The sequence below is a fragment of the Micromonospora sp. NPDC049081 genome (assembly GCF_040648835.1).
Classification (GTDB): domain Bacteria; phylum Actinomycetota; class Actinomycetes; order Mycobacteriales; family Micromonosporaceae; genus Micromonospora; species Micromonospora antibiotica.
The window spans coordinates 555,207-574,485 of record NZ_JBEZEK010000001.1 but is presented as its reverse complement, the minus strand read 5'-3'; the positions used below and the strand labels follow the sequence as shown (position 1 = coordinate 574,485).

Sequence of the window (19,279 nt, the reverse complement as noted above, 5' to 3'; positions counted from 1 at the left end):
GCGACACGATCAGGTCGTACAATCTGCGCGCGGTCCGTCACGGACCGCGCGCAGTTGTGTTTCTCCGCCACCGTCGCCCACCGCCCGCCTCAGGCGGTGGTTCCCCTCCGACGACAGGAGCGAGTGTGCCCAGTGGCAACGTCATCCGCGGTTCCCGGATCGGTGGGGCGCCGGAGCGCCCCACCGAACGCTACGAGCCGGCCCCCCGTCGCGCGGTCACCTACTGGTGCCGCAACGACCACGCCACCGAGATCCGGTTGGCGTTGGACGCCGAGGAGCCGGCCGTCTGGGACTGTCCGCGCTGCGGCCTGCCCGCCGGCCAGGACGCCCAGAATCCGCCCGGACGTACCCGTCCCGAGCCCTACAAGACCCACCTGGCCTACGTGAAGGAGCGGCGTACCCCGGAGGAGGGGGAGGCGCTGCTGGCGGAGGCGTTGGCCGCGCTGCGCCGCCGACGCGGTCGGGAGTGACCGCCCCGGCGGTGACGCTGCGGCCCGGAGTGACCGCCCCGGCGGTGACACCTCGACCGGAGCGACCGCCCGGCGGTGACGCCCGCTGCGGTCGGGTGTGACCGCCCCGGCGGTGGGGGCGCGCTGACCCGGCTCGCGGCCGGGCGGCCGGGCTCAGCGCAGGCTGCGCAGCCGGGTCGGCACGTCGGCCGCCGCCGCCCGGTCGAGCAGCCAGAGGGTACGTGAGACGCCCTGCACCCCGGCGGCGGGCACCTGCTTCGGGCCGGCACCGGCCAGAGCCATCCCCACCGACCGCGCCTTGTCGGGCCCACTGGCGACCAGCCAGACCTCCTCGGCCGTGTTGATCGCCGGCAGGGTGAGGGTGGTCCGCACCGGCGGCGGCTTCGGGCTGCCCCGTACCGCGCTGACCGGTCGGGTGTCGTGGTGCACCGGGTGCTCGGGGAAGACCGACGCCACGTGCCCGTCCTCGCCGACGCCCAGCATCAGCACGTCGAAGTGCGGCAGTGCCGCGTGACCGGGCCGGGCCGCCCGCGCCAACTCCTCGGCGTACGCGGCGGCACCGGCCTCCGGGTCGTCGCCGGTGGGGCCGTCGGTGGCCGGCATCGGGTGCACCCGGGCCGGGTCCAGCGGCACCAGATCCAGCAGCGCGGCCCGGGCCTGCGTCTCGTTGCGGTCCGGGTCGCCGGCCGGCAGGAAGCGCTCGTCGCCCCACCAGACATCCACCCGGGACCAGTCGACGGCGTCGTGGGCGGGCAGGGTGAGCACCGCCCGGTGCACCGCCGCGGCGATCCGCCCGCCCGTCAACACGATCGACGCCGCACCCCGCTCCGCCTGCGCGTCGAGCAGCTTCACCACCAGCCGGGCCGCCACCGCCTGCGCCAGCAGGTCGGCGTCGGCGTGGACCGCGACACTCGCCTCACTCATCTTGGCCTTCTTTTCCTGACCGCTCGGCGCGGTCCTGCTCGTGGGGGCGGGGACCGGTCGGCCCGCCGGGTGCCGGTGTCACCGGAGGTCTCGTCGTCGTGCGGGCCGCCGGTCGACTCCGCCGACGGGCGGGAGAGGACACCCGCCAACCCGGGAACGGACCCCGGCTGCCCCTGACGGCCGGTGGGCGGCCCCGCAGGACCGCCCACCGGCACCTGATCAGGATGTCGTGCTGGTGTCGGCGTGCGCGCTCACGCCCGCCTCCGCCCGGCGCGCGGTGGCCGGGTCCTTCCAGACGTGCACCCGCTGGGGCGGACGCTGCTCCAGGCCGGACAGGCCGGCCGCCGTGCCCAACGCCTCGGCGTACACCTGGTCGGCGTCGAGCCGGCGCAGCTCCTCGGCCAGCTCGTCACCGAGCGGACGACGCACCAGCGGCAGCACCCGGTCGTCCTGGCCGGTACGCCGGAACGTCGCCAGGCTGTCGTCCCGGGTCAACGTCAACTCGTCGCCGTTGGCGCAGCGCAGCTGCACCTGACGCATCCTCGGGTGGTCGTCGGTGTGCTGCCACTGCGGTTGGATGCCGAGCCGGGCGGCCAGCCACCCCTGCATCAGCGCCGCCGTGGGGTCCCGGCGGGGGGCCACCACCGTCGCCTCGGTGACCCGCGCCTCGGTGGTGTCGAACGCCCCGGCGACCAGGGTGCGCCACGGGGTGATCCGGGTCCACGCCAGGTCGGTGTCGCCGGGGGCGTAGTCCCGGGCCCGTTCCCGCAGCGCCTCGATCGGGTCGACGGCCTGCGCGCAGTCGGTGATCCGCCGGTCGGCGACCACCCCGAGGAAGTCGGTGGCGATCTCCGCCGGTGGTTCGCCGTGCCACCAGGTGACCACCGGTACGTCCGGCACCAGCAGCGGCATCACCACCGACTCGGCGTGCAGGGCCAGCCGGCCGTACATCCGGGTCACCACCGCCTCGCACGGACCCAGCCGGCCGCCGACCACGATCTCGGCGTCCAACCGGTTGCGTTCCCGCTCCACGTCGGCGCGGACGACGACGAGCAGCCGGCACGGGTGGGCGGCGGCGGCGATGGTGGCCGCCGCCTCGGCTTCCCGGACCCGCTTCTCGTCGACCACGACGATCAGGGTGAGCGCCATCCCGCTGGCCACCCCGCCCGCGCTGCGCCGCTCGGCGGCGAGCGCCTTGACCACCTCGTTGCCGGTGGTGTCCCACAGCCCGATCAATGGAGCCTCCTGGTTCGCTCGCTCTGCTCGCTCACGCTCTCCGCCAAGCCCGGCCCTCGCGGGCCAGCATCTCGTCGGCGGCCCGGGGACCCCACTCGCCGGACCGGTAGGGCTCCGGCTTGGTGCCCTCCCAGGCGTGCTCCAGCGGATCCACCACCGCCCAGCTCTGCTCCACCTCGGAGGCGTCGGGGAAGAGTGTCCGGTCGCCGATCAGCACGTCCAGCACGAGCCGCTCGTACGCCTCGGGGCTGGACTCGGTGAACGCCTCGCCGTACTGGAAGTCCATCGCGATGTCGCGGACCTCCATGGTGGTGCCGGGCACCTTCGAGCCGAACTTGAGCACCACGCCCTCGTCCGGCTGCACCCGGATGACCAGCTGGTTGTTGCCCAGCGACTCCATGTCGGCCGTGTTGAACGGCAGGTGCGGGGCCTTCTTGAACATGATGGCCACCTCGGTGACCCGCCGGGGCAGCCGCTTGCCGGCCCGGATGTAGAACGGCACCCCCGCCCAGCGGCGGTTCTGGATGCCCAGCTCGACGGCGACGTACGTCTCGGTGGTCGAGTGCGCCGGGACGCCCTCCTCGTCGAGGTAGCCGACGGCCCGTTCGCCACCCACCCAACCGGGCAGGTACTGACCGCGCACGGTGCCCCGGGACACGTCCTTCGGCAGGGTGATCGCCTTGAGTACCTTGAGCTTCTCGGCCCGGATCTCGTCGGCGTCGAAGCTGGTGGGCTCCTCCATGGCGACCAGGGCGAGCAGCTGGAGCAGGTGGTTCTGGAGCACGTCGCGGGCGGTGCCGACCGAGTCGTAGAAGCCGGCCCGGGTGCCGATGCCGACGTCCTCGGCCATGGTGATCTGCACCGAGTCGACGTACTTGGAGTTCCACAGCGGCTCGAACAGGTTGTTGGCGAACCGCAGGGCGAGGATGTTCTGGACCGTCTCCTTGCCCAGGTAGTGGTCGATCCGGAAGACGTCCTGCCGGGTGAACACGTCGTCGACCAGGTCGTTGAGTTCCTTGGCCGAGGGCAGGTCGTTGCCGAACGGCTTCTCCACCACCACCCGCCGCCAGCCGCCGCACTTGTCGTTGTCGGCCATGCCGGTGCGGGCCAGCTGTTTGAGCACCACCGGGAAGGCCGTCGGGGGGATGGAGAAGTAGAACGCGGCGTTGCCGTGGATGCCGTGGCTGTCGCGCAGCTGGTTCAGCGTCGAGGCGAGCTTGTCGAAAGCGGCGTCGTCGTCGAACGAGCCACCGACGAACTTGATGTTGCCGGCCAGCCGGCCCCACACCTCCTCCCGCCACGGTGTCCGGGCGTGCTTCTTCGCCGACTCGTGGGCCAGTGCCTCGAAGTCGCCGTCGCCCCAGTCCCGGCGGGCGAAGCCCAGCACCACGAAACCGGGCGGCAGCAGCCCCCGGTTGGCCAGGTCGTAAACCGCCGGCAGCAGCTTCTTGCGCGCCAGGTCACCGGTCACCCCGAAGATCACCAGGGCGCACGGCTCCGGGATCCGGGGGAGCCTTCGGTCCTGCGCGTCGCGCAGCGGATTCACGCCGTCTCCTCGCTCCGTCTGGTCCATGTCGTCCATCGTCACGCCCGCCATTGTCCGATCGCGTCCAGCCGGGCCGGTGCGGCCGGCCTGTCGGCCGGGGGCCGGCGCAGCATCGGCCGGCCCCGGTCGGATGGTGCCACCGGGATGCCCCGCGCGTACAGGGCAGCCGGTACGGCGGCGGGCGCGGTCGTCGCGACCGCGTCCGCCCCGTTCACCGCGCGACCGGCGGCGGCATCGGCCGCGCCGGTCGACAGGTCACTCACGTCGCCACCGGTGCTGCGGTGACGACGGCGTGGCACGTCGCGGGGCCGGGCCCCGCGACGCCGGCGACGCCGTCGGTCACGCGTTGCCCCCGGCCCGCCGGGCCGCCTCGGCGTTGCCCTTGGCGGCCTCGTTCGGCGTGCCGGTGCCCTGCGCCGCCGCGCTCAGCGACTTGCGGACACCTTCGAGCAGCTCACCCCAGCTGGCCTCGAACTTCTCCACGCCCTCCCGTTCCAGGGTGGCGATCACGTCGGCCATGTCGACGCCGACGGCGGCCAGGTCGGCGAAGACCTTCCGGGCGGCCTCGTACGCGCCGGTGATGGTGTCGCCCCGGGTCTCCCCGTGCTCGGCGTACGCCGTCACGACCGACTCGGGCATGGTGTTGACGGTGCCCGGCGCGATCAGCTCCTCGACGTAGATCACGTCGCGGTAGTCCGGGTTCTTGGTCGAGGTCGACGCCCACAGCGGGCGCTGCGGGTGGGCGCCCGCATCGGCCAGGGCCTGCCACCGGTCGGAGGAGAAGACCTCGGTGTAGCGCTCGTAGGCGAGCTGCGCGTTGGCGACGGCGGCCTTGCCGCGCAGCGCCTTGGCCTCCTCGGAACCGATCTTGTCGAGCTGCTTGTCGATCTCGGAGTCGACCCGGGAGACGAAGAACGAGGCCACCGAGCCGATGCCGGACAGGTCGTGGCCGTTGGCCTTGGCCTGCTCCAGGCCGGTGAGGAACGCCTCCATCACCGCGGAGTAGCGGTCCAGCCCGAAGATCAGCGTCACGTTGACGCTGATCCCCTCGGCCAGGGTGGCGGTGATCGCCGCCAACCCCTCCTCGGTCGCCGGGATCTTGATGAACAGGTTCGGCCGGTCCACCAGCCACCACAGCGCCTTGGCCTCGGCGACCGTCCGGTCGGTGTCGTGGGCGACCCGGGGGTCGACCTCGATGGAGACCCGCCCGTCGACGCCGTCGCTGCCGTCGTACGACGGGCGCATCACGTCGCACGCCCAGCGCACGTCGTAGGTGGTGAGCATCCGGACGGCCTCTTCGACCTCGATGCCCCGGGTGGCGAGGTCCTTGAGCTGCCAGTTGTACTCGTCGGCGTCGCTCAACGCCTTGGCGAAGATCGTCGGGTTGGTGGTCACCCCGGCCACGTGCTTCTCGCGGCGGAGCTGGTCCAGCCCGCCGGAGCTCAGTCGTACCCGGGAAAGGTCGTCGAGCCAGACCGCCACTCCGGCGGCGGTGAGGTCACCCAGTCTGTCCGTCATGTCGTCCACGCTCCCCTCAGTTGCCGGTCGTGAAACCGGTGATGTCGCCCACCCGGGTCAGCGCCGCGTGCGCGGCGGCCACGATCCGGTCGGGGGTGAATCCGAACTGCTCGAACAGCACGGTGTGCGGGGCGCTGGCCCCGTAGTGCTCCAGGCTGACGCTCTCGCCCAGGTCGCCGACGATGCCCCGCCAGGACATCCCGATCCCGGCCTCCACGCTCACCCGGGCCTTGACGCCGCGCGGCAGCACCGACTCCCGGTACGCCTCGTCCTGCTCGTAGAACCACTCCTGGCAGGGCATCGAGACGACCCGGGTCGGGGTGCCGTCGGCCTCCAGCCGCTCCCGGGCGGTGAGGCAGAGCTGCACCTCGGAGCCGGTGCCCACGATGATCACCTGCGGCTTGCCGTTGGACGCCTCGGCCAGCACGTAACCGCCCTTGGCGGTGCCCTCCGCACCGGCGTACTGCTCCCGGTCCAGGGTCGGCAGCGGCTGCCGGCTCAGCGCCAGCGCGGTCGGCCGGTCGGTGTGCTCCAGCGTCTGCCGCCAGGCCCAGGCGGTCTCGTTGGCGTCGGCCGGGCGGACCACGTCCAGGCCGGGGATGGCGCGCAGCGCGGTCAGGTGCTCCACCGGCTGGTGGGTCGGCCCGTCCTCGCCGAGGCCGATCGAGTCGTGCGTCCAGACGTACGTCACCGGCAGCTTCATCAGGGCGGCGAGCCGCACCGACGGGCGCATGTAGTCGCTGAACACCAGGAAGGTGCCGCCGTACGGGCGGGTGCCGCCGTGCAGGGCGATGCCGTTGAGGATCGCGCCCATGGCGTGCTCACGGATGCCGAAGTGCAGCGTGCGACCGTACTCGTGGCCGGGGAAGTCCTTGGTGGCGTGGGCGGCCGGGATGAACGACGGCTCGCCCTTCATGGTGGTGTTGTTGCTCTCGGCCAGGTCGGCCGAGCCGCCCCACAGCTCCGGCAGCACCGGGGCGAGGGCCTCCAGCACCTTGCCGGAGGCGGCCCGGGTGGCCACGCCCTTGGCGTCGGCGGGGAAGGTCGGCAGCGCGTCCGTCCAGCCCTGCGGCAGCACCCGGCCGGCGATCCGGTCGTAGAGCGCCCTGCGCTCCGGGTTGGCCTGCGCCCAGCCGTCGAACTCGCCCGTCCACGCCTGCTCCGCCTCGCCGCCGCGGGTCAGCACCCCACGGGCGTGCGCGAGCACCTCCTCGTCGACCTGGAAGCTCTGCTGCGGGTCGAAGCCGAGGATCTCCTTGGTGGCCTTCACCTCGTCGGCGCCGAGCGCCGAACCGTGGATCTTGCCGGTGTTCTTCTTGTTGGGCGCGGGCCAGCCGATGATGGTGCGCAGCGCGATGAACGAGGGGCGGCCGGTCTCGGCCTTCGCCGCCAGCAGCGCCTGGTACAGCGCCTCGACGTCCTCGTGGTAGTCGCCCTGGTCGGCGTCGCCGGCCCGCCAGTCGACGGTCTGCACGTGCCAGCCGTACGCCGCGTAGCGGGCCGCCACGTCCTCGCTCTTGGCGATACGGGTGTCGTCCTCGATGGAGATCTCGTTGTCGTCGTAGATCAGCGTGAGGTTGCCCAGCTGCTGGTGCCCGGCCAGCGCGCTCGCCTCGTGGCTGATGCCCTCCTCGATGTCGCCGTCGGAGGCGATGCACCAGATCTGGTGGTCGAAGACGGACTGCCCCGGCTCGCTCTCCGGGTCGAACAGGCCACGCTCGCGGCGGGCCGCCATCGCCATCCCGACCGCGTTGCCCAGGCCCTGCCCGAGCGGGCCGGTGGTGGTCTCGACACCGGGGGTGTGCCCGTGCTCCGGGTGACCCGGGGTGAGCGAGCCCCACTGCCGCAGCGACTTCAGGTCGTCCAGGCTCAGCGGGTAGCCGGACAGGAAGAGCTGGATGTAGAGCGTGAGACTGGAGTGCCCGGCGGACAGCACGAACCGGTCCCGGCCGGGCCAGTTCGGGTCGGCCGGATTGTGCCGCATCACCCGGTTGAACAGCAGGTACGCCGCGGGCGCGAGGCTCATCGCGGTGCCGGGGTGGCCGTTGCCGGATTTCTCCACGGCATCCATGGCCAGGACGCGGACGGTGTCGACGGCCCGGCGGTCGAGGTCGGTCCAGTTGAGTGCGGGTCGGTTGGCAGCCACTATGGTTGTGCTCCTCGGCAGATGGGCGGAACCCTCAGTGGTGACCCTATCGAGCGGGTCTAAACGTCCGCCCGGGGATCTCAGCAGGCAGTTACGTATGGGCGGGCCGGATCGTTCGGTCACCCGTCAGGTGTGACGGCCCGCACCGTTGTCGGGTCGCCCGGGCAGCGAAAACGACGACGCGTAGTGTGTGGTGCGGTGTGTGGGCCCCGACGGGGCCCCGCCGAACCGACTTCCCCTGCCGATGCCGGAAGGTGGCAATCCGTGAGCATGATCACCGAGCGCCCCGTCAGCAACCCTGCCGGGCAGCCGCCGGTGCGCACGGTGGCCGGGGGGCCGGCGTCCCGGCGGCGGGACGTGCGCGCGGTGCTGTCGGCGTACGTGACGCTGACCAAGCCGCGCATCGTGGAGCTGCTGCTGGTGACCACGGTGCCGGCGATGATGCTCGCCGACGGTGGCCTGCCGTCGCTGTGGCTGATGGCGGTGGTGCTGGTCGGTGGTTCGCTCGCTGCCGGTGCGGCGAGCGTGCTCAACTGCTACATCGACCGGGACATCGACCAGTTGATGCGCCGGACCAAGCGGCGTCCCCTGCCGGCGCACACCGTCTCGCCCCGCAGCGCCCTGGTCTTCGGGCTGGTGCTGGCGGCGGTGTCGGTCGCCCTGATGGCGACGTTCACCAACCTGCTGGCCGCGGCGTTGACGTTGGCCGCGATCGCCTACTACGACCTGGTCTACACCCTCTGGCTCAAGCGCACCACGACGGCGAACACGTTCTGGGGCGGGGCGTGCGGGGCGGCGCCGGTGCTGATCGGCTGGGCCGCGGTGACCGGGTCGTTGGCACCGGCGGCCTGGGTACTGTTCGCGGTGGTCTTCTTCTGGCAGATGCCGCACTTCTACCCGCTGGCGATGAAATACAAGGACGACTATGCCCGCGCCGGCATCCCGATGCTGCCCGTGGTGGCTTCGGCCCGGCGGGTCAACGCCGAGATCCTGATCTTCGCCTGGCTGACCGTGGCGACCTCGCTGGCGCTGTGGCCGCTGGGCATGAGCGCGATCTACGGGGTGCCGACCGCCCTGGTGGGTGCGGTCTTCCTGGTCGAGGCGCACAAGCTCTGCCGGCGGGTGACCCGGGGCGAGCCGGTCAAGCCGATGCGCCTGTTCCACTGGTCGACCACCTACCTGACCATCGTCTTCGCCGCGGTGGCCCTCGACGCGCTGCTCTGACGCGGCACAGGAGCGTCCGGCAGTGGGCACCGGCTGAGGACGGCACGGTCCTGCACGGGCCGGGCGTCCACCGGGTACTCGACGCCGCATCGTCGCCAAGGACGTCTACGGCAAGCTCACCGTCGATGTCGAGCGGCCACGTTGATCCGCTCCCGTCGACCGGACAGCCCACGGGCGCCGGCGGACTGCACTGTCTGCATCTGGACACATTATGGCGATCCAGACGAGTCGTTACGCCCGTATTTATCCGACATGCCTGGTCAATCGGCCCAGCGGTTCCGATAAACCCTCGGGTAATTGGCATCACAAATAGTTCATGATTCTCGCGCGTAGGGGTGCAGGTCTGCTTAGGCTTCGCGTATGGCAGAAGGTTCCGATACGACGCTGACGGCTGAACAGACCGCCGAGCCGGCCCCCACCGGGCTGGTCTCGGGCATCAAGTCCTTCGCCGCCGGGCACGGCGGCGCGAAGGCGGTCATCGAGTACGTCGGCAAGCGTGGCGCGCGGATCGTCCTGGTCGGCGCCGACGGTGCGTGGGGCGACCAGTTCGCCGAGGACACCGTGACCGCCCGGGAGGCGTGCGCGCAGGCGGGGGTCACCGTCGAGAACGCCTGGGAGCGTGAGCTGATGGACCAGATGCGGCCGAGCAACGACCTGTGGCGGTCGATGGCCCGACGCACGATGGCCCGCTGACCCGGTCGGCCCGTTGACCGACGACACCGTGACCCACCACCAGTCGACCCGGGGGAAACCCCGGGTCGCTCTCGTCACCTGCGCCCGCTTCGCCGATCTCTACCCCGACGACCGGCTCGTGCTCGCCCCGCTGGCGGCACGGGACGTCACCGTCGAGGCCGCCGTCTGGGACGACCCCCGGGTCGACTGGGGGAGCTACGACCTGGTCGTGCTCCGTTCGCCCTGGGACTACGCCCCACGCCGCGACGAGTTCGTCACCTGGGCCCGTACGGTGCCGGCCCTGGCCAACCCCGCCGACGTGGTCGAGTGGAACACCGACAAGCGCTACCTCGGTGAGCTCGCCGCAGCCGGGGTGCCCACCGTGCCGACCTCCTGGGTCGCGCCGGGTGACGCCTGGGTCCCGCCTCCACCGCCCGGCGAGTACGTGGTCAAGCCGACGGTCAGCGCCGGCAGCCAGGACACCGGCCGGTACGACGCGGCCGACCCGGGACACGGGGACCTGGCCGTCGCACACGTCCGTCGGTTGTCGGCGGCCGGCCGGGTCGCGATGGTCCAGCCCTACCTGGACGCGGTGGACACCGCCGGTGAGACCGCCCTGCTCTTCGTGGCCGGCCCGGACGGCCTGACGTTCAGCCACGCCATCCGCAAGGGCGCCATGCTCGACGGCCCCGACCTGGGCGTCGAGGGGCTCTTCCGGCCGGAGGAGATCAGCCCGCGCACCCCCACCGACGCCCAGTTGGCCGTCGCCGCGCGGGTGCTGGCGGAGGTCCCGGGCGGCCCGCAGCGGCTGCTCTACGCCCGGGTGGACCTGCTCCCCGGCCCGGACGGCGAACCCGTGCTGATCGAGCTGGAGCTGACCGAGCCCTCGCTGTTCCTCGGTCACGCCGACGGTGCGCCCGAGCGCCTCGCCGACGCGGTGCTCACCCACCTCACCCGCCGCAGCTGACCTCCCCCACCCGCCCCGCGCCCACCCGCGCCGCCCCCGCCCACCCCGCGCCCACCCGCCCGCGCCGTCGGGCCGGATGTGGCCGGCTACTTCCAGGTTGTAGTGGCCTTCTGGGGCGGTGAGGCCACTACAACCTGGTTCGAGTGCGATCTCGGCACCAGGGCCGGCGAGTGTTGCAGGGCCCGCGAGTGGGGCAGGACCGGAGTGCACCAGTCCCGCGAGTGCGGCTGGGGCCGCAGGCGGTCAGACGGCGGCCGGCAACCGGTCCTCGGTCAGGGGTCGTGCGGGACCGGCCGGCAGCGGGTCGGCCGTGGCCGGACGGCGCTGCCGGGTCGACCAGAGCATCGCCAGGGTGGCCAGCAGTACCAGGCAGGAGCCGAGCATGTGCGCGGCGACCAGCACGCCCGGCAGGTGGGTGAAGTACTGCACGAAACCGATCAGGCCCTGCCCCAGCTCCACCGCGACCAGCACCAGGGCGGCGCGGGCCGGGCCGGCCGCGCCGACCGCCCGCAACGCCAGGACCAGCGCCACGGAGAGCCCGATCAGCAGGAACACCCCGTCGGCGTGCACCTGGGAGATCGTCTCGGGGTCCAGCCCGTTGCGGGCCGCCCCGTGGTCGCCGGCGTGCGGGCCGCTGCCGGTCACCCAGGTCCCGACGACCAGCACCGCGACGCTGACGGCGGTGGTGAGCCGGGCGAGGGTACGCAGCGGCCGGGGCACCACCGGCTCCGCCGGCCCGTCGGGGTCGACGATCCGCCGCCAGAGGGCGTACGCGGCGGCGATGACCGCCATCGAGGCGAGGAAGTGCAGTCCGACCACCCACGGGTTGAGATTGGTCAGCACGGTGATCCCGCCGATCACGGCCTGTGCGGGGATGCCGAGGAACACCGCCACCGCCAACCCGGTCAGCCCGGGGCGTCGGGGCCGCTGGGCCAGCACGGCCAGCAGGGTGGCCAGCGCGATCGCCCCGACGGCGAAGGTGAGCAGCCGGTTGCCGAACTCGATCACCCCGTGCACGCCCATCTCGGTGGTGGTGGTGTACGACGCGTCGGTGCACCGGGGCCAGGTCGGGCAGCCGAGCCCCGACGCGGTGAGCCGGACGGCCCCGCCGGTCACCACGATGGCCACGTTTGCCACGATCGAGGCGTACGCGAGGCGGCGCAGCAGGGTGGTCGAGACCGGGTGGCGGTCGAGCAGGCGGGCCAGCGCGGCGGGGACCGGGAACCGGACGGATCGCTTCACGCCGCGAATCCTACGCACCGTAGTTGATCCCGATCGGGTGACTCCGGCACCCCGGTGGGCGGAATCACCGGGATCGGGTTTGCGAGCGCCCGCCGAATTACGTAACGTTGGCGTTGTGAAAAACACGGCGGCGCTCTCCGGGCACCCGCCGACGACCGGCCCGGTCGTCGGCGTCGGGGCGCGGTCCCGTCGTGCCGGGCGACCCGGCGGGCCGGGTGCCGGTCACCCCGCCCCGGTGGAGTCGACCCCGGCCGCCCCCACCGATCTTTCCACCCGGGACCGGGTGACCCAGCTCCTGCTGGAGCAGGGGGCGACCACCGCCGGCCAGCTCGGCTCGGCGCTCGGCCTCAGCCCCGCCGCGATCCGCCGGCACCTCGACGCGATGCTCGCCGACGGTGACGTGGTCGCCCGTGAGCAGACCGTGCGGGGCAGTCGGGGCCGGGGCCGACCGGCGAAGGTCTTCCTGCTCACCGACGCGGCCCGGGTGCGCTGCGGCACCCACCACTACGACAACATGGCCACCGCGGCGTTGCGCTGGATCGCCCGCAGCGGCGGCTCCGACGCGGTCGAGGCTTTCGCCGCCGACCAGGTCGCCGCGCTGGAGGCCCGCTGCCGGGCCGCCATGGAGGATGCCGGCGACGATCCGCTCGCCCGGTCCGAGGCACTCGCGGGGGCGCTCACCGCCGAGGGCTACGCTGCCAACGCGTCCACGATCGCCTCCGGCGGGCAGCTCTGCCAGCACCACTGTCCGGTGGCGCACGTGGCCGCCGAGTTTCCCCAGCTGTGCGAGGCCGAGACGGCGGTCATCTCCCGTCTGGTCGGCACCCACGTGCAGCGCCTGGCCACCATCGCGCATGGCGACGGGGTGTGCACCACGCACATTCCGGCCCAGCTGCGCGCCCCAGTCCGGTAACACCGTCACCACTGTGAGGACAGATAGATGACCGAGCAGATCGTCCAGCCCCTGACCCAGGAAGAGCAGCTCGCCGCCCTCGGTCGCTACGAGTACGGCTGGTCCGACTCCGACGTCGCCGGGGCGGCCGCGCAGCGCGGCATCAACGAAGCGGTGGTGCGGGACATCTCGGCGAAGAAGAACGAGCCGGCCTGGATGCTCGACCTGCGGCTCAAGGGCCTGCGGCTGTTCGGCCGCAAGCCGATGCCGTCCTGGGGCGCCGACCTCACCGGGATCGACTTCGACAACATCAAGTACTTCGTGCGGTCCACCGAGAAGCAGGCCACCAGCTGGGAGGACCTGCCGGAGGACATCAAGAACACCTACGACCGGCTGGGCATCCCCGAGGCGGAGAAGCAGCGGCTGGTCGCCGGGGTCGCGGCGCAGTACGAGTCCGAGGTGGTCTACCACAAGATCCGCGAGGACCTGGAGGAGCAGGGTGTCCTCTTCCTGGACACCGACACCGCCCTCAAGGAGCACGAGGACGTCTTCAAGGAGTACTTCGGCACGGTGATCCCGGTCGGCGACAACAAGTTCGCCGCGCTGAACACCTCCGTGTGGTCCGGTGGCTCGTTCATCTACGTGCCGAAGGGCGTGCACGTGGAGATCCCGCTCCAGGCGTACTTCCGGATCAACACCGAGAACATGGGCCAGTTCGAGCGGACGCTGATCATCGTCGACGAGGGCGCGTACGTGCACTACGTCGAGGGTTGCACCGCGCCGCTCTACTCGTCCGACTCGCTGCACAGCGCGGTCGTCGAGATCATCGTCAAGAAGAACGCGCGCTGCCGCTACACGACCATCCAGAACTGGTCGAACAACGTCTACAACCTGGTCACCAAGCGGGCCGTCTGCCACGAGGGCGCGACCATGGAGTGGGTCGACGGCAACATCGGCTCCAAGGTCACCATGAAGTACCCGGCGGTCTACATGACCGGCGAGCACGCCAAGGGCGAGGTGCTCTCGGTGGCGATGGCCGGCGAGGGCCAGCACCAGGACGCCGGGGCCAAGATGGTGCACGCCGCGCCGCACACCAGCAGCACCATCGTGTCGAAGTCGATCGCCCGGGGCGGCGGCCGTACCTCGTACCGGGGCCTGGTGCAGGTGCTGGAGGGCTCGCACCACAGCCGCAGCACGGTCAAGTGCGACGCGCTGCTGGTCGACACCATCTCCCGCTCGGACACCTACCCCTACGTCGACATCCGCGAGGACGACGTGTCGATGGGGCACGAGGCGACCGTCTCCAAGATCAGCGACGACCAGCTCTTCTACCTGATGAGCCGGGGCCTGAGCGAGGACGAGGCGATGGCGATGATCGTGCGGGGCTTCATCGAGCCGATCGCCAAGGAACTCCCGATGGAGTACGCCCTGGAGCTCAACCGCCTGATCGAACTCCAGATGGAGGGCGCGGTCGGCTGACGCCGCCCACCCTCCGCCCAATGACACCGTCGTCACGGACAGACAGACCAAGGAAGAGATGACTACCCAGGCTTCCGCGCCGCCCAGCACCAAATCGCAGGCGCTCCGCTCGTACGACGTCGCCGACTTCCCGGCCCTGACCGGCCTGGAGGAGGAGTGGCGTTTCACCCCGCTCAAGCGGCTGCGTGGGCTGACCGACGGGGCGCAGGCCGCCACCGGTGAGGTCCGCCACGAGTACGCCGACCTGCCGGCCGGCGTCACCGTCGGGCGGATCGGCCGGGACGACCCCCGGGTGGGCAGCGTGCTCACCCCGGTCGACCGGGTCAGCGCGCTGGCGTACGGCGGTGCCGGTGCGGCGTTGCTGGTCGAGGTCGCGGCCGACGCGGTGGTCGACGCGCCGGTGACCCTGCGGGTGGTCGGGGACGACGCCGCCGGGCTGGCCTTCGGGCACACGTTCGTCGACGTGGGCCGGTTCGCCGAGGCGGTGCTGGTGCTGGAACACGTCGGTGCGGCGACGCTCGCCGACAACGTCGAGGTGGCGGTGGCCGACGGGGCGAAGCTGACCCTGGTCACGGTGGCCGACTGGGCCGCCGACGCGGTGCAGGCGCAGCACCTGAAGATCCGGCTCGGCCGGGACGCCAAGGTGTCGCACATCCAGGTCAGCCTGGGTGGCGACCTGGTCCGCCAGTACACCACGGTCGAGTACACCGGCCGCGGCGGCGAGGCCGAGCTGTACGGCGTCTACTTCGCCGACGGCGGCCAGCACCTGGAGCACCGCCAGCTCGTCGACCACAACGTGCCGGACTGCCGCAGTCACGTCGGCTACCGGGGCGCGTTGCAGGGCGACGAGGCGCACACCGTCTGGGTGGGCGACGTGCTGATCCGGGCCGAGGCGACCGGCACCGACACGTACGAGATCAACCGGAACCTGCTGCTCTCCGACGGTGCGCGGGCGGACTCCGTACCCAATCTGGAGATCGAGACCGGCGAGATCGCCGGGGCGGGCCACGCCAGCGCGACCGGCCGGTTCGACGACGAGCAGTTGTTCTACCTGATGGCCCGGGGTATCCCGGCGGACGAGGCCCGTCGCCTGGTGGTGCGGGGCTTCTTCGCCGAGGTGATCAACAAGATCCCGGTCGAGTCGCTGCGTGAGCGGCTGGGGGACGCCATCGAGGCCCGGCTCTCCCGGTCCGGGGCCTGACATGATCCGGATCTGCGCGACCGAGGACGTGCCGAAGGGCACCGTGATCAGCGCCGACGTGGACGGCCTCCAGGTCGCCGTCGTGCACGGCACCGACGGCGAGTTCTACGCGGTGCACGACGAGTGCTCGCACGCCTCGGTGGCCCTGTCCGAGGGTGAGGTCGAGGGCTGCACGCTGGAATGCTGGCTGCACGGTTCCCGGTTCGACCTGCGCACGGGTGAGCCCTCCGGGCTGCCCGCCACCGAACCCGTCCCCGTCTACGCCGTCGAGGTCCGCGACGGCGACATCTACCTTCCCGTGGGCGCCGACGGCCGCCCGACGCCGAGCAATGGAGTGACCCGATAATGAGCACCCTGGAGATCCGCGACCTGAAGGTGTCGGTCAAGCTGCCCGAGGGTGAGCTCAAGCCGATCCTGTCCGGCGTCGACCTGACCGTCCGGTCGGGGGAGACCCACGCGATCATGGGCCCGAACGGCTCCGGCAAGTCGACGCTTGCCTACTCGATCGCCGGCCACCCCAAGTACGAGATCACCGGCGGCTCGGTGACCCTCGACGGTGTCGACGTGCTGGAGATGACCGTCGACGAGCGGGCCCGCGCCGGCCTCTTCCTGGCCATGCAGTACCCGGTCGAGGTGCCCGGCGTCTCGGTGGCGAACTTCCTGCGCACCGCCAAGACCGCCATCGACGGCGAGGCCCCGAAGCTGCGTACCTGGGGTGGCGAGCTGCGCGGCGCGATGGAGAAGCTCCAGATGGACCCGGCGTTCGCCCAGCGCAACGTCAACGAGGGTTTCTCCGGCGGCGAGAAGAAGCGGCACGAGATCGTGCAGCTGGAGCTGCTCAAGCCCAAGATCGCCATCCTCGACGAGACCGACTCCGGCCTCGATGTGGACGCGCTGCGGGTGGTCAGCGAGGGGGTCAACCGGGTCCGCGACACCGGCGACACCGGCCTGCTGCTGATCACCCACTACACCCGCATCCTGCGCTACATCAAGCCCGACTTCGTGCACGTGTTCGTAGCCGGTCGGATCGTCGAGCAGGGTGGCCCGGAGCTGGCCGACAAGCTCGAGGAAGAGGGCTACGAGCGGTACGTCGCCGGAGCCGGCACGGCGCGGGCCTGAACACCACGGAACGGGGCGCTGAGATGACCACCATCGCCATCCCGGACGGGATGCCGCAGTACGACGACGTGCCGCGCTTCGACGTGGCCGCGGTGCGCGCCGACTTCCCGATCCTCGACCGGGAGGTCAACGGGCACCGGCTGGTCTATCTCGACAGCGCCAACACCTCACACAAACCCCGCCAGGTGCTCGACGTGCTCGCCGGGCACTACGCGATGCACAACGCCAACGTGTCGCGTTCGGTGCACACCCTGGGCACCGAGGCGACCGAGGCGTACGAGGGGGCACGGGCGAAGATCGCCGCGTTCGTCAACGCGCCGAGCGTGGACGAGGTGGTGTTCACCAAGAACTCCACCGAGGCGATCAACATCGTGGCGTACGCCTTCTTGAACGCCTCGCTGCGCGCCGACGCCGACGAGCGGTTCCGGCTCGGCCCCGGCGACGAGATCGTGATCTCCGAGATGGAGCACCACTCGAACATCGTCCCGTGGCAGTTGCTGGCCGAGCGGACCGGCGCGACCCTGCGCTGGTTCCCGGTCACCGACAGCGGCCGGCTGGACGAGTCGGGGCTGGCGGACCTGGTCACCGAGCGGACGAAGATCGTCGCGCTGGTGCACACCTCCAACATCCTCGGCACGGTCAACGCCACCGCCCGGATCACCGAACGGGTCCGCCAGGTGGGTGCGTTGCTGCTGCTCGACTGCTCGCAGTCGGTGCCGCACCAGCCGATCGACGTGGTCGACCTGGACGCCGACTTCATCGTCTTCACCGGGCACAAGATGTGCGGGCCGACCGGCATCGGCGTGCTGTGGGGCCGGGGCGAGCTGCTCGCCGCGATGCCCCCGGTGATGGGCGGCGGCTCGATGATCGAGACGGTGTCGATGGCCCGGTCGACGTTCGCCGCGCCGCCGGCCCGGTTCGAGGCGGGCACCCCGCCGATCGCCGAGGCCGTCGCGCTCGGCGCGGCGGTCGACTACCTCACCGGCGTCGGCATGCGGGCGATCCAGTGGCACGAGAAGGAGCTGACCGCGTACGCGCTGGACGCTCTCGCCACCGTGCCGGGGCTGCGGATCTTCGGCCCGACGGTGCCGGTCGGCCGGGGTGGCACCATCTCGTTCGCGCTCGGCGACGTGCACCCGCACGACGTCGGGCAGGTCCTCGACTCGCTCGGCGTGCAGGTGCGGGTGGGCCACCACTGCGCCAAGCCGGTCTGCACCCGGTTCGGGGTGCCGGCGATGACCCGGGCCTCGTTCTACCTGTACACCACCACGGAGGAGATCGACGCCCTGGTGTCGGGTCTCGAACAGGTGCGGAGGATCTTCGACTGATGCAGCTGGAGCAGCTCTACCAGGAGATCATCCTGGACCACTACAAGCGTCCGCAGGGGCGCGGTCTGCGTGACGCCGACGACCCCGACGCCGAGGTGGCCGAGGCGCACCACGTCAACCCGACCTGCGGCGACGAGGTCACCGTTCGGGTGGCCGCCGTCGACGACATCGTGGTGGACATCTCGTACGACGGGGCCGGTTGTTCGATCAGCCAGGCGTCGGCGAGCGTGTTGTACGACCGGCTGTCCGGCCGGTGCGCGGAGGAGATCGCCGCCGTGCACGCCGGATTCGTGGAGTTGATGTCCGGCCGTGGCCAGGTCACGCCGGACGAGGAACTACTCGGTGACGGGGTGGCGTTCGCGGGGGTCGCCCGCTACCCGGCCCGGGTCAAGTGCGCGTTGTTGCCGTGGATGGCGTTCAAGGACGCCGCGGCACGCGCGGGGGTGGGCGTGAGCCCGACGGAGGTTGAGGCATGAGCGAGAACACCGCTACCGCGGCGACGCCGCAGACCGGCGACGCCGGCACCACGACCGGCGCGGTGACGCCGCCGGCCACCGACGGTGTCGCCGCCGCGACTCCGGCCGCCGACGCAGTGAACGGTGCCACCGGGACGGCGGGTGTCGACGCGTCGTCCGGTGCCGACGGGACCCCGGCCGGCGACGGGACGGCGGACGCCGCCGGTTCGGCCGGTGGCCGGGCGGCCCTGGCCGACATCGAGGAGGCGATGAAGGACGTCGTCGACCCCGAACTCGGCATCAACGTGGTCGACCTCGGCCTGGTGTACGGCGTGCACGTGGACGACCAGAACGTCGCCACCCTGGACATGACGTTGACCTCGGCGGCCTGCCCGCTCACCGACGTGATCGAGGACCAGGCCCGGCAGGCGCTGACCACCGGCCCCGGCGGGGGACTGGTGGACGACATCCGGATCAACTGGGTCTGGCTGCCGCCGTGGGGCCCGGACAAGATCACCGATGAGGGGCGGGACCAGCTCCGCTCGCTCGGTTTCAACGTCTGACCCCTGGTCGACCTCGCGGGCACGGCACCCCTGACCGGGTGCCGTGCCCGCGTCTTTGCAGCCGGCCCGACCCACCGCCGGGGGTGCTCACCGCAGTGGGTGTCCAGGTCCGCCGGCCATCGCACCGTCGCCGCCGACGAGTCGACCACCCCGGTCGTTCCCCCGGTTTTGTGGCAATTCGGTGGTCTGGTGGCGGGTGGCGGCCGATGATGGGCCGATGATCGAGGCGTACCCGAAGCAGAGCCCTGTCCGTGCGGCCACCGCCGCGCGTCGACAGCGGGCCCGTCCGGGGTGCGG

General features: G+C 71.8%; 18 protein-coding genes and 1 pseudogene. 12 read left to right on the top strand and 7 right to left on the bottom strand.

Annotated features, from left to right (window positions below; all coding sequences use genetic code 11):
• Window positions 1–125 precede the first annotated feature (125 nt).
• Window positions 126–470 (top strand): RNA polymerase-binding protein RbpA, encoded by a 345-nt coding sequence (locus AB0B63_RS02040; protein ID WP_208569199.1) that lies wholly within the window; start codon window positions 126–128, stop codon window positions 468–470.
• 153 nt (window positions 471–623) lie between these two features.
• On the opposite strand, the gene pgl is transcribed toward AB0B63_RS02040, so the two are convergent.
• The 6 genes from pgl to tkt all read right to left on the bottom strand — a co-directional run bounded on the left by pgl (window position 624) and on the right by tkt (window position 7,840).
• A complete protein-coding gene (gene pgl, locus AB0B63_RS02035) occupies window positions 624–1,394 on the bottom strand; it encodes a 6-phosphogluconolactonase (RefSeq protein WP_357013828.1) in 771 nt (256 codons plus the stop codon).
• Between the two features lie 219 nt (window positions 1,395–1,613).
• Window positions 1,614–2,630: a glucose-6-phosphate dehydrogenase assembly protein OpcA gene (locus AB0B63_RS02030; protein ID WP_208569197.1), complete on the bottom strand. Its 1,017-nt coding sequence runs from the start codon at window positions 2,628–2,630 to the stop codon at window positions 1,614–1,616.
• Between the two features lie 31 nt (window positions 2,631–2,661).
• Window positions 2,662–4,212: a glucose-6-phosphate dehydrogenase gene (zwf, locus tag AB0B63_RS02025; RefSeq protein WP_208569265.1), complete on the bottom strand. Its 1,551-nt coding sequence runs from the start codon at window positions 4,210–4,212 to the stop codon at window positions 2,662–2,664.
• Window positions 4,213–4,214: 2 nt separating this feature from the next.
• A complete protein-coding gene (locus AB0B63_RS02020) occupies window positions 4,215–4,439 on the bottom strand; it encodes a hypothetical protein (protein ID WP_208569196.1) in 225 nt (74 codons plus the stop codon).
• Between the two features lie 76 nt (window positions 4,440–4,515).
• Window positions 4,516–5,694 (bottom strand): transaldolase, encoded by a 1,179-nt coding sequence (tal, locus tag AB0B63_RS02015; protein WP_208569195.1) that lies wholly within the window; start codon window positions 5,692–5,694, stop codon window positions 4,516–4,518.
• A gap of 16 nt (window positions 5,695–5,710) precedes the next feature.
• The gene (gene tkt / locus AB0B63_RS02010; protein ID WP_208569194.1) at window positions 5,711–7,840 is read right to left on the bottom strand and encodes a transketolase; all 2,130 of its coding nucleotides are present in this window, start codon (window positions 7,838–7,840) and stop codon (window positions 5,711–5,713) included.
• Between the two features lie 264 nt (window positions 7,841–8,104).
• Between tkt and AB0B63_RS02005 the strand changes: the two genes are divergently transcribed.
• From AB0B63_RS02005 to AB0B63_RS01995, 3 genes are all read left to right on the top strand, one after another.
• Window positions 8,105–9,064, top strand: a complete 960-nt coding sequence (locus AB0B63_RS02005) for a heme o synthase (RefSeq protein WP_357013822.1) — start codon at window positions 8,105–8,107, stop codon at window positions 9,062–9,064.
• Window positions 9,065–9,424: 360 nt separating this feature from the next.
• Window positions 9,425–9,757, top strand: a complete 333-nt coding sequence (locus AB0B63_RS02000; protein WP_208569192.1) for a hypothetical protein — start codon at window positions 9,425–9,427, stop codon at window positions 9,755–9,757.
• Window positions 9,758–9,770: 13 nt separating this feature from the next.
• Window positions 9,771–10,703, top strand: coding sequence for a hypothetical protein (locus AB0B63_RS01995; protein ID WP_357013819.1), 933 nt, complete (start codon window positions 9,771–9,773; stop codon window positions 10,701–10,703).
• 243 nt (window positions 10,704–10,946) lie between these two features.
• On the opposite strand, the gene AB0B63_RS01990 is transcribed toward AB0B63_RS01995, so the two are convergent.
• Complete coding sequence (locus AB0B63_RS01990; RefSeq protein WP_208569264.1) at window positions 10,947–11,900, bottom strand: COX15/CtaA family protein; 954 nt, start codon at window positions 11,898–11,900, stop codon at window positions 10,947–10,949.
• Window positions 11,901–12,180: 280 nt separating this feature from the next.
• On the opposite strand from AB0B63_RS01990, the pseudogene AB0B63_RS01985 reads away from it, so the two are divergent.
• The 8 genes and pseudogenes from AB0B63_RS01985 (at window position 12,181) to AB0B63_RS01950 (ending at window position 18,982) form a co-directional block, all read left to right on the top strand.
• Window positions 12,181–12,889, top strand: a pseudogene (locus tag AB0B63_RS01985) (ArsR family transcriptional regulator).
• Entirely contained in the window at window positions 12,886–14,316 is a 1,431-nt protein-coding gene (gene sufB / locus AB0B63_RS01980; protein WP_208569190.1) for a Fe-S cluster assembly protein SufB, read from the top strand. The pseudogene AB0B63_RS01985 and the gene sufB overlap by 4 nt, the downstream one beginning before the upstream one ends.
• 58 nt (window positions 14,317–14,374) lie before the next feature.
• A complete protein-coding gene (gene sufD / locus AB0B63_RS01975; protein WP_208569189.1) occupies window positions 14,375–15,517 on the top strand; it encodes a Fe-S cluster assembly protein SufD in 1,143 nt (380 codons plus the stop codon).
• A gap of 1 nt (window position 15,518) precedes the next feature.
• Window positions 15,519–15,863, top strand: coding sequence for a non-heme iron oxygenase ferredoxin subunit (locus AB0B63_RS01970; RefSeq protein WP_208569188.1), 345 nt, complete (start codon window positions 15,519–15,521; stop codon window positions 15,861–15,863).
• The gene (gene sufC, locus AB0B63_RS01965) at window positions 15,863–16,636 is read left to right on the top strand and encodes a Fe-S cluster assembly ATPase SufC (protein WP_208569187.1); all 774 of its coding nucleotides are present in this window, start codon (window positions 15,863–15,865) and stop codon (window positions 16,634–16,636) included. The genes AB0B63_RS01970 and sufC overlap by 1 nt, the downstream gene beginning before the upstream one ends.
• A gap of 23 nt (window positions 16,637–16,659) precedes the next feature.
• Window positions 16,660–17,964 (top strand): cysteine desulfurase, encoded by a 1,305-nt coding sequence (locus tag AB0B63_RS01960; RefSeq protein ID WP_357013813.1) that lies wholly within the window; start codon window positions 16,660–16,662, stop codon window positions 17,962–17,964.
• Window positions 17,964–18,440 carry a Fe-S cluster assembly sulfur transfer protein SufU gene (gene sufU / locus AB0B63_RS01955; protein ID WP_208569185.1) on the top strand — a complete coding sequence of 159 codons (477 nt, stop codon included), beginning with the start codon at window positions 17,964–17,966 and terminating at the stop codon, window positions 18,438–18,440. Before AB0B63_RS01960 ends, sufU begins: the two co-directional genes overlap by 1 nt.
• A 116-nt stretch (window positions 18,441–18,556) precedes the next feature.
• On the top strand, window positions 18,557–18,982 hold the full coding sequence (locus AB0B63_RS01950) for a metal-sulfur cluster assembly factor (RefSeq protein WP_307799603.1): 426 nt from the start codon (window positions 18,557–18,559) through the stop codon (window positions 18,980–18,982).
• The last annotated feature ends 297 nt before the right edge of the window (window positions 18,983–19,279 follow it).